At 63.2% G+C, this 12,059-nt stretch carries 11 protein-coding genes; 8 read left to right on the top strand and 3 right to left on the bottom strand.

Features of this window, described 5'->3' with window-relative positions; all coding sequences use genetic code 11:
• Positions 1 to 116 precede the first annotated feature (116 nt).
• Positions 117 to 761 carry a S24 family peptidase gene (locus tag AC07YH_RS13560; RefSeq protein WP_494747511.1) on the top strand — a complete coding sequence of 215 codons (645 nt, stop codon included), beginning with the start codon at positions 117 to 119 and terminating at the stop codon, positions 759 to 761.
• A 17-nt stretch (positions 762 to 778) separates the two neighbouring features.
• Here AC07YH_RS13560 and AC07YH_RS13555 read toward each other — a convergent pair whose 3' ends face one another.
• On the bottom strand, positions 779 to 988 hold the full coding sequence (locus AC07YH_RS13555; protein WP_494747510.1) for a hypothetical protein: 210 nt from the start codon (positions 986 to 988) through the stop codon (positions 779 to 781).
• A gap of 475 nt (positions 989 to 1,463) precedes the next feature.
• On the opposite strand from AC07YH_RS13555, the gene rfbC reads away from it, so the two are divergent.
• The 3 genes from rfbC to rfbD are packed head-to-tail and all read left to right on the top strand — an operon-like array spanning position 1,464 to position 4,007.
• Positions 1,464 to 2,033 carry a dTDP-4-dehydrorhamnose 3,5-epimerase gene (gene rfbC, locus AC07YH_RS13550; RefSeq protein ID WP_494747509.1) on the top strand — a complete coding sequence of 190 codons (570 nt, stop codon included), beginning with the start codon at positions 1,464 to 1,466 and terminating at the stop codon, positions 2,031 to 2,033.
• Positions 2,034 to 2,062: 29 nt separating this feature from the next.
• Entirely contained in the window at positions 2,063 to 3,115 is a 1,053-nt protein-coding gene (gene rfbB / locus AC07YH_RS13545; RefSeq protein WP_494747508.1) for a dTDP-glucose 4,6-dehydratase, read from the top strand.
• A 4-nt stretch (positions 3,116 to 3,119) separates the two neighbouring features.
• Positions 3,120 to 4,007: a dTDP-4-dehydrorhamnose reductase gene (rfbD, locus tag AC07YH_RS13540; RefSeq protein ID WP_494747507.1), complete on the top strand. Its 888-nt coding sequence runs from the start codon at positions 3,120 to 3,122 to the stop codon at positions 4,005 to 4,007.
• A gap of 45 nt (positions 4,008 to 4,052) precedes the next feature.
• Here the strand turns inward: rfbD and galE are convergent, their stop codons facing one another.
• Both galE and AC07YH_RS13530 read right to left on the bottom strand, forming a co-directional pair.
• A complete protein-coding gene (galE, locus tag AC07YH_RS13535) occupies positions 4,053 to 5,042 on the bottom strand; it encodes a UDP-glucose 4-epimerase GalE (RefSeq protein ID WP_494747506.1) in 990 nt (329 codons plus the stop codon).
• A 109-nt stretch (positions 5,043 to 5,151) separates the two neighbouring features.
• Entirely contained in the window at positions 5,152 to 6,495 is a 1,344-nt protein-coding gene (locus tag AC07YH_RS13530) for a hypothetical protein (protein WP_494747505.1), read from the bottom strand.
• Between the two features lie 268 nt (positions 6,496 to 6,763).
• Between AC07YH_RS13530 and AC07YH_RS13525 the strand changes: the two genes are divergently transcribed.
• From AC07YH_RS13525 to AC07YH_RS13510, 4 genes are all read left to right on the top strand, one after another.
• Positions 6,764 to 8,035 (top strand): glycosyltransferase, encoded by a 1,272-nt coding sequence (locus tag AC07YH_RS13525; RefSeq protein ID WP_494747504.1) that lies wholly within the window; start codon positions 6,764 to 6,766, stop codon positions 8,033 to 8,035.
• A complete protein-coding gene (locus AC07YH_RS13520; RefSeq protein WP_494747503.1) occupies positions 8,035 to 9,282 on the top strand; it encodes an MATE family efflux transporter in 1,248 nt (415 codons plus the stop codon). Before AC07YH_RS13525 ends, AC07YH_RS13520 begins: the two co-directional genes overlap by 1 nt.
• Position 9,283: 1 nt before the next feature.
• Entirely contained in the window at positions 9,284 to 10,489 is a 1,206-nt protein-coding gene (locus AC07YH_RS13515; RefSeq protein ID WP_494747502.1) for a polysaccharide pyruvyl transferase family protein, read from the top strand.
• 66 nt (positions 10,490 to 10,555) lie between these two features.
• Positions 10,556 to 11,980, top strand: a complete 1,425-nt coding sequence (locus AC07YH_RS13510) for an O-antigen ligase family protein (protein ID WP_494747501.1) — start codon at positions 10,556 to 10,558, stop codon at positions 11,978 to 11,980.
• Positions 11,981 to 12,059: the final 79 nt, after the last annotated feature.

Genomic DNA, 12,059 nt, shown 5'->3' with positions numbered 1-12,059 from the left:
CTCGGGCGCACGTCAACGCTTACGTAAGCGTCAACTCGAAGGCCTGTGATAGGTTTACTTTCCTAGGGCGTGAGGCGTAATTTCCTCGGCGAAGGCTAGACGCTCAGGAGGCGCCGATGGCGACCCTCTCTCACGGCGAAATCTGGCGGGCCATAGACGCCCTGGCCGAGCGCTTCGACATGACGCCTTCGGCCATGGCCCGGATGGCGGGCCTGGACCCCACCAGTTTCAACCGCTCCAAGCGGGGTTCGGCGGACACCGACGGCCGCGCGCGCTGGCCCTCGACCGAGAGTCTGGCCAAGCTCTTGGAAGCGACGGGGGTCAATTTCTCGGAATTCGCGGCCCTGACCGAACGTACTCCGGTGCGGACGCCGGGTTCGCGTGGCGCGCCGTTGATCGGCTTGGCCCAGGCAGGGCAGGCCGGGTTCTTCGACGAGGCGGGGATGCCGGTCGGGGCTGGTTGGGACGAGGTCGCTGCGCCCGACTTAGGCGACGGGCTCTTCGCCCTGGAAGTGGCTGGAAGCGATCTCGCGCCCGTCTATCGCGACGGCGACCGCCTGCTGGTCTCGCCCAGCCAGGAGCCGCGCAAGGGCGACCGCGTGGTGGCGCGGACGAACGCCGGCGAGGTGCTGGTGCGGGAGTTGGGGCGCGTGACGGCCCGGACCTTGGAATTGGTCGTCCTAGGCCGCTCGGGCGAGCCCCGCCTGCTGTCGCGGGACGAGGTCGCCTGGGTCGCGCGGATCGTCTGGGTCAGCCAGTAGGCCGACCCCAAGCGGTCTTACGTACGCGGGCAGCTGGCGTGGCTGTCGAGCAGCCAGGCGATCAGCGGGCCGGCCGACGGGTCCTCGCACGACACGTCCAGGCGATACGACGCCCAGGTGTCATTGTGCGCGGCCTCGACATGGGCGTCGGGGAACTGCTGGACGATGCCGCCGAGCAAGGAATCGAATTCCTGACGGTCGGCGGGGCGGAGCGTAAACGAAGCCATGGTCCTAAACCTTGATGACTGATCTTGGTTCTGATGGTCCTAGCCTAGACTCCGAAAGGTGGGCGGACCCTTAACCGCGTTTTCAGACTTCGTTCATCTAGAGAGACACGGTGTCGCAGCCGCCGCCCTCGATGCGAAACATCTGTTCGGCTTTGAGTGGTGTCTCCGGCAATAAGTTCAAAAGGGTGAATCCGGCGTTCCAGCTTTCTCCTGTCGCCTGAATCGGTTGATCGAGGCGCGGCCGAATATCGAGACAATCAATGTCCCGGCTCTTCAGAGTTTGCGACGAAATGATGTCGAATAATAAGTGGAAAATTCAAGCGATCCGTCAGCTGATCTGAAGCGGGGGCGCTCAGCCGCTAAATTGTTAGGCTCGGCTCCATGCTTTGCTTGACCGCGTCTCTTTCATGTTGCAATGCGGTCGCCGTGGCGGAAGCCCTGGCTTTACCAGGTGCCGTAGATGAGGTGGGAGAGCATGGCGGCGAGTGTTTCGTTGATTAAGGTGCGGCGGTTTGAGGATGACCGCGGCTGGTTTTCCGAAACCTACAACGCTCCGAAATTCGCCGCGATGGGCATCGACTGCCAGTTCGTTCAAGACAATCAGTCCTTCTCCGCCTTCACGGGGACCATTCGCGGGATTCACTTCCAGCGTCCGCCTCATGCGCAGGCCAAGCTGGTTCGCTGCGTGCGCGGCAGCATCATCGACTACGCCATCGATCTGCGAAAAGGGTCGCCGACCTATGGTCAGCACGTCTCGGCCAAGTTGACCCGCGAGAACGGCGACCAGTTGTTCGTTCCGGTTGGTTTCGGACATGCCTTCGTGACGCTCGAACCCGATACCGAGGTCGCCTACAAGGTTTCTGATGTCTACGCGCCCCAGAGCGATGGGGGGATCGTCTGGAACGATCCGGCGCTCGCCATCGACTGGCCGCTGCCCGCGAGTGGGCCGGTGCTGTCGGCCAAGGACCAGGTCCTGCCGACGCTCGCCGAGTTCGACAGCCCGTTCGAGTATGACGGCGTCCCGATGCAGCTGAACGAATATTGAGCCTTCGGGCGCCGAATGGAGGTTTGTGCGTGCGTATTCTGATTACCGGCGGGGCCGGCTTCATTGGCTCGGCGTTGGTCCGGCGGCTGATCGAGAGCACCGAACACGAGGTCCTGGTCTACGACAAATTGACCTATGCGGGCGTGCTGAGCTCGCTGGAGCCGGTCGCGAGCAGCGAACGCTACCAGTTCGTGCAGGCCGACATCTGCGACGCAGCCGCGGTCGCGGCGGCGCTGAAGGACTTCCGTCCCCAGGTGGTCGCTCACCTGGCCGCCGAGAGCCACGTCGATCGCTCGATCGATGGCCCCGGCGAGTTCATCCAGACCAACGTCGTGGGCACCTTCACGATGCTGCAGCAGGCGTTGGCCTATTATAACGAGCTGAGCGGCGAGGCGCGCGAAGGCTTCCGCTTCCATCATATCTCGACCGATGAGGTGTTCGGGTCGCTCGGCGACGAGGGCTACTTCACCGAGACCACGCCCTATGATCCGCGCTCGCCCTATTCGGCCTCGAAGGCGTCGTCCGACCATCTGGTCCGGGCCTGGGGCCACACCTACGGCCTGCCGGTGCTGGTGACCAACTGCTCGAACAACTACGGCCCGTATCACTTCCCCGAGAAGCTGATCCCCCTGGTGATCATCAAGGCCTTGGCCGGCGAGGCCCTGCCGGTCTACGGCGATGGCACCAACGTTCGCGACTGGCTGTTCGTCGAAGACCACGCCAGCGCGCTGCAGGCGGTGTTCGAGAAGGGCCAGCCGCTGGAAACGTACAACATCGGCGGCAATTCCGAGCGCAAGAACATCGAGGTGGTGCGCGCCATCACCAGCACGCTTGATCGTTTGTCGCCGCGCGTGGACGGCGTCTCCTATGCCGAGCAGATCACCTTCGTTAAGGATCGTCCTGGGCACGACCAGCGCTACGCCATCGATGCCTCGAAGATCCGCAACGACCTGGGCTGGACCCCGTCGGTGACCTTCGAGCAAGGCATCGAGCGCACCGTCGCCTGGTATCTCGGCAATCGTTCCTGGTGGGGCGACATCCTGGCCGAGCGCGATGCAACGGCGCGGCGCGGACATGGCTGAGGCCGTGAAGATCCTGGTCACGGGCGGCGCCGGCCAAGTCGGCGCCGAACTGCTTCTGCGGAAGTGGCCGGCAGGGGTGACCCTGCTGGCACCCACTCGCTCGGAGCTGGACGTGACAAGCGCCGACAGCGTGCGGGACTGGTTCGCGGCCAATTCGGTGTCAGCGGTCATCAATCCCGCCGCCTACACCGCGGTCGACAAGGCCGAAACCGAGATCGCCGAGGCGTTCGCCGCGAACACCATGGGGCCGGCCCTGCTGGCCGCGGCGACCAAGGCGGCGGGCATTCCCCTGGTTCACGTCTCGACCGACTACGTCTTCGACGGCGCCGGCGAGGGCTTCAACCGCGAAGACCGGCCGGTGGCCCCGCTCGGCGTCTATGGGGCGAGCAAGCTGGCTGGCGAGCTGGCGGTGCGTTCGGGTAATCCCCGTTCGGTGGTGGTCCGCACCGCCTGGGTGCTGAGCGCGCATCGCTCGAATTTCCTAAAGACGATGCTCCGCCTGGCGGAAACGCGCGACCAGATCTCGGTCGTCGCCGACCAGGTGGGCTGCCCGAGCTCGGCCAAGGACATCGCCGAGGCCTTGGCGACGATCACCTTGCGCCTGATCGCGGAGGCCGACGCCCCTGTCGGCGTCTACCACTTCGTCAACGACGGCGAAGCGAGCTGGGCGGATCTGGCGCGGGAAATCTTCGCGCTCAGCGACGCGCGTGGCGGACCTCGCGCCGAGGTGAAGTCGATCACGACGGCGGAGTATCCGACCCCGGTGACGCGGCCGGCCAATTCACGGCTTTCGACCAGCAAAATCAACGCTGACTACGGTTTGACCCCCCGCCCCTGGCGCGAGGCGGTCGCGGAAATCATGGATGAGCTGGTCGGCGCGAAAGCGTCCTAGGCCAAAGCGATGGTCCCGGCCATGCGCCGGGACCATCCGCCCATACTAGCGAGACAGGTTCTTGACGCCGTCGGCGTGCCAGGCCCAGGCGTGGTCGATGATGGCGTCAAGGTCGTACTTTGGCGTCCAGCCCAGGAGTTCGCGCGCCTTGGTGTTGTCGGCGACCAGGCTCGGCGCATCGCCGGCCCGCCGCTCCGCCAGGCGAAGGGGGAACGGAAGGTTCGACCGCCGCTCGATGGACGCCACGAGTTCGCGCACGGTGGTTCCCGATCCGGTCCCGAGGTTGAAAGCTTGGCTTTCGCCGCCTTCCAGGAGCCAGTTTACGGCCCGCACGTGGGCGTCCGCCAAGTCGAGAACGTGGATGTAGTCCCGCACGCAGGTGCCGTCCCGCGTGTCGTAGTCCGTCCCGAACAGAGTGAAGTTGTCCCTCTCGCCCCGGGCCGCGGCGATGGCCAGAGGGATTGCGTGGGTCTCGGGCTCGTGCCGCTCGCCGATACGTCCTTCCGGATCCGCGCCGGCGGCATTGAAGTAGCGCAGAACGACCGAGCGGAAGTTCTTGTACTGATCCATGTCCCGAAGAATCCGTTCGACCATCAGCTTGCTCTGGCCGTACGGGTTGAGCGGCTCCTGGGGATGAGACTCGTCCATTGGTATGCGCACCGGCGCGCCATAGGTGGCGCAGGTGGAGGAGAAGACGAGCTTGTCGACGCCGGCCCGCCGAGCGGCCTCGATCAACGTGATCGCGCCGCCCACGTTGTTTGCATAGAACGCGCCCGGCTCCGAGACCGAGAAGCCCACCTCGATGAAGGCCGCGAAATGGACGACGGCCACGGGCTTATACCGAGCGAAGACCTCATCTAGTCTCGCCGAGTCGTTGATATCGCCAACCTCCAAGGGCCCCCATTGGGCGAAGGCCTTCCAGCCGTTCGACAGGTTGTCGTAGACGAGCGGGGTGAAGCCGGCCTCGGCGAGTTTCAGGCAGGTATGCGAACCGATATAGCCCGCGCCACCGGCGACGAGAACAAATCTTTCCACCAGGATTCTCCGAGACGAATTCTATTGAGGCATTGGTTTGGGCGCGAAAACCGCAATGTTGAGGTCGAAGATCATGATCGATCTCGACCTCGCTCATCCATATACAAGGTCACAGCGCTACCACATGACTCATCCAAAGATTTTTGACCGTTTCCCGGTCCGTTATCTTGGGATTGGCTTCTATTGTCAGCGTGGTCTCGGGTGAGAAGCCCTTGGCCTGAAGCCAGGCCCTGTGGCTTTTCGTGGTCATGCCGCTGACCGTATCGAGTTGCTGGTTGGGCCTCAGGGTTAGGCGGCTGTCGTCCAGCCTGTAGCCTCCGGGCAAGCGGCTCAGGCGCGGCGCGGCGATCAGGCGATCTCCGCAGTTCCTCATCTGGGCGACGGAGACCTGGATATCGACGACAGGGGTTTCGACGCCGTAGATCAGGAAGGGCGCGACCTCGCTCCGCGACGAACGCCTGTCGGCGAAGCTCCCGTAACCGATATCGAAGAGATTCCAGCGCAAGGCCGTGACAGCGTGAAAGCCCGAGCCTTCGGGGCAGGCGCCTGCGCCGGGTTTTGCGCCAAAGCGGGCCCAGACTTCGAAGGCCTGGGCGCATCGGTAGGCGAAATTGTCGTCCAGGCGGATGTTGCTCCAGCCCGATCCCGGCGTGGCGACCGGATAGCCCTGGATCGTCGTCGCGGCGTCGTAGACGTCGCCGATAAGGCAGTTCGAAACATTGATGTTCGAACAGTCGACCCAGATTTCCACGCCGTTGCCGTAGCGCTGGGCTCCGGCGTGGCCGCTGCCGCCGATCTCGTGCAGGTGGCAGAATTCCATGTCTATCCCGGACTTGCCGGCCCATCGGGCGCCGTGTCCGCCGGATCCGACGATCTCCAGGTGCTGGTACTGCATGTTCCCGGCGCCGCCGATCGCGACCGTTTGCGGCGCGGCGAGAATCTTTCCGCCTTGATCGGCGGGATGCTGCCTGCTGCGAACATAGAGGAAGGATTGGCTGTCCGAGAAAAAGTCCCAGTCTGAAGCGAGCTCTTCCAAGCTGTTGCGTTTGTTGGTGTAGAAATTATTCCCGACCTTCAGTGAGCCTATATTGGCTCCGCTGGCGCCAGTGGTCCATATGTTGCCTTGTACGGACTGGGTGTCGTTTATGTTCGTGCGCCAGATGCTTCCGGAGACGTTGTCCCACGCGCCGGGCTTTATGACCTTGTAGCAGGATATGATGGGCAGCCGGCGGATGTCGCCGCCATAGGCGCCGAGGACGCACGGCGCGGACGGCGTCGCGTTCGCGGTGCGAATGTTCACGGCGCCGTAGAAGGTGTCGCCACAGCGAAGGCGAATTCGATCCCCTGGCAGGAAGATAGTCGAATTGACCTTCTGAAGGCTGCGCCAGGGGGACGATGGAGATGTGCCATTGTTCTGATCGTCACCTTCCGCGCTCACATAAAATTCACGCATTGGCTAGTTCCCGCCGCAGTTGTTCATCTTATTGCCGTTAACTCTAAAGAAGGCCCGGACGGAAGAAACGTCACTTGACCTAACCGGACCGGATGCTGCATTGCAAACTAAGAAGGTCGCCGGAAGCGAAAGACATTGCTCCGAGCGTCAATTCTCAGAGTTGTGGCCGGGAATAAATCATTAATGCGGCGCAGCTATGCAGCAATGTGCGGACTAGTAGATGTTCAAGGCCGCATGAACTGGAACTCTAAATTTAAGTAGACTGGCAATGACGTTGGCGGATTTTGCTGATAGGTCCAGCTCGAGTGAAGCTGCGCGACATCTGTTGTCGATAAATGCGTACCACTATGCTCGGGGTGGCGCGGACGTCGTCTATTTGAATCATGCCTACCTGATGGAGAAGATGGGGTGGGAAAACACCTTCTTCTCGATGCATCATGCGGAAAACATTCCTGACAAAGATGATATCTATTTTGCTGATGAGATAGATTACGGAAAGAGCCGATCGGTCCTTGATTCGCTTTCTCAGGCAGCGAAAATTATCTATTCGGTTGAGGCAAGGAAGAAGATTTCCAGCCTCCTGGATACTCGCAAGATAGATATCGCGCACGTCCACAGTGTCTATCATCACCAGTCACCTTCCGTTCTCGCAGAACTGAAGCGACGGAACATTCCCGTCGTGTTGACGGCGCACGACCTGAAGCTTGCCTGCCCCGCCTATACGATGCTGACCCACGACGGAGTCTGCGAGCGGTGCAAGGGCGGCAAGGTCTGGAACGTGGCGACCAACCGCTGCATCAAGGGCAGCCTGGCGGCCAGTTCGTTGATCATGGTCGAGTCCGCCGTCCACAAGTTCACGAAAATGTACGCGAACAATGTGGATGTCATCGTATCGCCGAGTAACTTCTACCGCGAAAAGCTCATCGAGTGGGGCTGGGATCCGCGAAAGATCGTTCACGTCCGGAACTTCGTGGACGTCAGTCAGCACAATGCCGTGCCTCAGGCCGGCGAATATATACTGTTCTTTGGGCGCCTCTCGCGGGAGAAGGGCTTGGCGACGCTGATCAAGGCGGCCGCCAAATCCGGCGTTCCGGTCAAGATCGCCGGTCGCGGGCCTCAAGGCGACGAGCTTCAGGCCCTGGCGGAGTCCCTCGGCGCGCCGGTGGAGTTCCTGGGCTTCCGCTCGGGGCAGGACCTGTGGGACGTGGTGGACGGCGCCAAGGCGATCGTGCTGCCGTCCGAGTGGTACGAGAACGGCCCGATGAGCGTCATCGAGGCGTTCGGCCGAGGCAAGCCGCTGGTCGGGGCCCGCATCGGGGGCATCCCGGAAATGATCATCCCTGGCCAGACGGGCTGGGAGTTCGAATCCGGCGATGTCGATGATCTGGCCGCGGCGCTCACCGCCGCCTGGGAGACGCCCGCATCGCAGCTGGCCGACATGGGCAAGGCGTGCCAGGCGCTCGCCAGCGAAGGCTATTCGGACGGCGCCTACTATGGATCCATCCAGAACATCTACAGCGACCTGCTGGGCGGGCGTTGATGTTCAAAGCCCTGCTGCAGCGCCGCGGCGTTCGAAAGCTCCTCATTCCCCTCGACCAGGGCGTCTATAGCTGCGCCACCTTCGCGGCCAACATCCTGGCCGCGCGAAACCTGCCCGCGGCGCAGTTCGGCGTGTTCGCCTTCGTGTTCACCGCGGCGACCCTGATCGTCGGGCTCCAGAGGTCCACCTTCTGCGAGCCCCTTCTCATCCTGGCGGAGGAGCACCGCGAACGCGGCCTCCTGAAGAAGTACGTCTCCCTCATCCTGATGATCGCGCTGGGCGCGGGGCTGGCCTTCGCCGTCATCGTCGCCGCCGTCATCGGGTTCTCCGGCGGCTTCACCATCGCCACGGCGGTGTTGCTGGCGCTGTTCGCGCCGTTCTTGCAGGACGCCTGCAGGTTCATCTGTATCGCCGCGGAGCGCCCCGACCAGACACTGCTCTCGGACGCGATATGTTCCGCGAGCCAGATCATCCTGATGGTGCTTGTTCCGTTGGCGTACAAGCCGTCCCCGGAGCTGTTCCTGGGAGCCTGGGCCCTGGGTGCGCTGGCCGGCCCGATCCTCCTCCTGCCCTATGTCTTCAGCCGTCTCGCGCATGGCGAGGAGAAGAGCGCCTTCTCCCTGGGCGAGGGCTGGAAGCTCGGCCGGCAGTTCGGAATGGACTATCTTCTCGGCGTCGCGACGATCCAGGGAACCCTGTTGGTCGCCACCGCCGTGACCGGGACCGTCGCCACGGCCGCGCTGCGGGGCGCCGATACGCTGGTGGGGCCGTTCCGCATCCTGCTGGCGTCGCTACCGGCTTTCCTGCTGCCGACCTGGTCGCGCCGGGAAGCGGTCGAAAAGGGGTTGAGCGGTCAGGTCATTCTGTTCTCCCTGCCTGTATTCGCGCTCGCCGCCGTGTGGATGGCGGTACTTCTGTTCCTGCCCGCCGCCTATGGTCGAATGTTGATGGGTGACAGCTGGACGGCCATCCGGGAAGTATTGCCGTTCATTCTGCTGTCATTGATCCCCATCACCTTGACGACGTTTTCGGCTGTCGCCATCAAGGCCCTGAGACGAGGGCGCGAGATCGTGCTGGCGCGCTTGGCTCTCCTGCCCATCGGGCTGGCTCTGGGGTGTGGGGGTGCATTCTTCCACGGCGCGTTAGGAGCCGCCATCGGGTCACTCGTGACGTCGGTCATCGCGGCTGCGATCTGGTACGGCGTCCTTCTGAAAATGCAAAATGCCAGAGTTGCAGAGGTCTCCTAGAATGACGCTTCTTATTACTGAAGCTTACAGCGCCTCGAACATCGGAGACCTGGAGCTCGTTCGTCGCTCCATAGAGATCGCGCAGAAGCGTCATCCCGGCCGTCCCAGCGTCTGCCTGGCCGTGGACCCGGCGTCGTTCGACGGCATGTTTCCGGATGTGAAATTCGTCACGCCGATCTTCTCCAGGCTTGCGTTCCTGAAGAGCCAGGGCGCGGCGAAGCTCGGCCTGATGTTCGTCTGGGCGCGGACCATCGCCCTGCTCAGCCTGGCTGGGCTGGCGCCGACCGGCGTGGCCCGGTCGCTCGCGTCCAAGCTCGTGGCCTGGAAGATCGTGGATCCGGCGGTGGGCCTCTATCTGGAGGCGCCGGACGTAGTGGCCGTCGGCGGCGGGTATCTCGGTGACCAGTACGTCAAGCACACGTTGCTGACGATGTGGACATGGTGGCTGGCCGGCCGCCTGGACTGCAAGGTCGAGACCATGCCTCTGAGCGTCGAGATTTCGCGGCCCCTGCTCCGCAACGCGGCGCGCCTGTTCGCCAGCAAGGTGACGTGGCGCGTGCGCGACCAGTCGAGCGCCGACGCCCTGGCCAAGTGCGGGATCGCCCACGTGCTCCTGCCCGATCTGGCCTTCCTCAATGTCGCGTCTCCCGCCGCCCAGGAGGTGGAGCCGCGCTCCGGCGTGATGGTGGCGCTGGTGGGCAGCGACTATCTGAAGGCCGAGGAATCGGTCCGTCTCCAGGAAGGGCTCGCGAAGGCCCTGGTGCGCCACTACGCGGAGGCGCCTGTCGTGCTGCTCTCCATGCACCGCTCCGTGGCCGGGACCCATGTCGGCGGCGACCAGGCGGCGTCGGGCGGGCTGATCGGAGCCCTCGGGACCCTTGGCAAGTCCGCGTCCTCGGTCAACGCCGAGATCTACGACGACGTCTGCCGGCTATGCGCCAAGAGCGACGCGGTGGTGTCGGCCCGCATGCACGCCGGCATCGCCGCGCTGTGCGGCGGCGCGAAGGTGGCGCTGCTGGCTTACGAAGAAAAACATTTCGCGCTTATGCGAGACCTGGGACTTTCGGAGTTCGTCGTCGATATTCGGGCATCCGAAGGTGAACTGGAGGCGTTGGTGGAGCGGCTGGCCAAGTCCGATCGCTCGATCTTCATCGCGGCGGCCAAATCGTACTACGCTAAGGTCCACGACGCCTTGATCCTGAATTGATCGCTGGCGTGTGATCCGCCGAACGCTCGTCGACGTGCGAACGGTTCGGCTTGGCGTGTCTGAGAGATGAAAGTGATGTTCAATCAATCTGCGGGCCAAGTTGAGGGCGGTAGGACTTACCGCCCCCTCTCGTTCCGTTATCAGAATATCGCCGTCGCTCTCGTCGGCGTCTATATCACGGCTCACTATCTCATATTGGTTGCGCAAAGCAGCTATGGCTCGTCATTCATCGATGAATTGGCGTGCCTGCTTCTCATCCCTTTCGCCGTGCTCGCGTTCATTCACGCTGGCCAGAAGGTGGCGACCGTCGGCCTCCTGGGGTATTGGGCTTGCTTGGTCCTCGGGGCCATCATCGGACCCGACCAGGGCGTTCCTCAGCCCCTGTCCGCGATCGTCGCGGCCGCGCTGGATACGAAGGTCGCGGTCATGACCTTCGCCTTCGTCTGGCTGTTCAAGCGCACCAGCCGGCCTGACGCCGTCTTCAGCGTCATATTCTTCACGTTCATCGCGATCGCGATCATCGACACGCCGTTCGTGGCCCTGGACTACATCCGCGGCGGCCACAGCATTCGAGGGGTCGCGCTGAACTTCAAGGCGGGCATCCCTCAGCCGATGGGCTTGTTCGGGAACCACACGGAAACCGCCTGGCTGTTCACGATCGCCTCGTTCTCGTCCGCGGCGCTCTATCGCGCCAAGAGGGGGGTGAAGTTTCTGTGGCTGAGCCTCTTCTTCGCGGCGGTCGTGTTCAGCGTGCTGTCGATCAAGGAAATGCTCGCGTGCGCCATCGGGCTGGTCGTGCTTCTGCGCCCCCCGAAGGCCGGCTTCTTCACGATCATCTTCTCGCTCATGGGTCTTGGGCTCGTGATCATGTTCCTGCTTCTGTACACGCCCGTCGGGAACGCGCTGCTCAATCACATGAGCATGTTCGTGGGCATGAGTAACATCAAGACCGTGCGCTCGGGGATGTTCGACGCTTCCCTCGAGATCGCGGTGAAGCATTTTCCGCTCGGGACAGGCGGCGGCACCTTCGGCAGCGCCCCATCCTACCAGTACGGATACAGCTACGTTTACTACACCTACGGCGTGAACGACCTGTACGGCGGCAGTCGCGAGCTGCCGCGCTTCCTCCAGGACATCTTCTGGCCGAAGGTCCTGGGCGAAGGCGGCGTCCTGGGCTTCGCTTTCTACACGATCTTCTTCGTCGCCGTGTCGTACCCGCTGTTCCGCATCCGGTCGAAGTCCCGCGCCCGGGGCGACATCCTTCAGGCCTTCTGCATCGCCAACTTCGTTCTGATCTTCGCCGTCTCCACGGCCTCGGCGCCATTGACGAACGAGCTGCTGCTTTTTGTCACCGGCGTGAGCCTGGGTTACGGAATGGGCGGGGTGCGACTGGGGCGTGGCGATACGGATCGCGACAGAAACGCCCCGACGCGGCCTCGCGAAGCCACTGGCGCGCGCAATCGGACCCAGGTCGCGGTTCCTACCGACTGAGTGTTGTTCGCCGGAGCGGGAAGGGGCTTAGGATATGAGCAGTCTCGACGCCGGCGTATGCGGAAAAGAGATCCGACGG

Source organism: Caulobacter sp. GW456-12-1-14-TSB4, assembly GCF_059424195.1.
The sequence above is the reverse complement of the archived record's forward strand: the minus strand, read 5'-3'. Positions and strand labels throughout refer to the sequence as shown.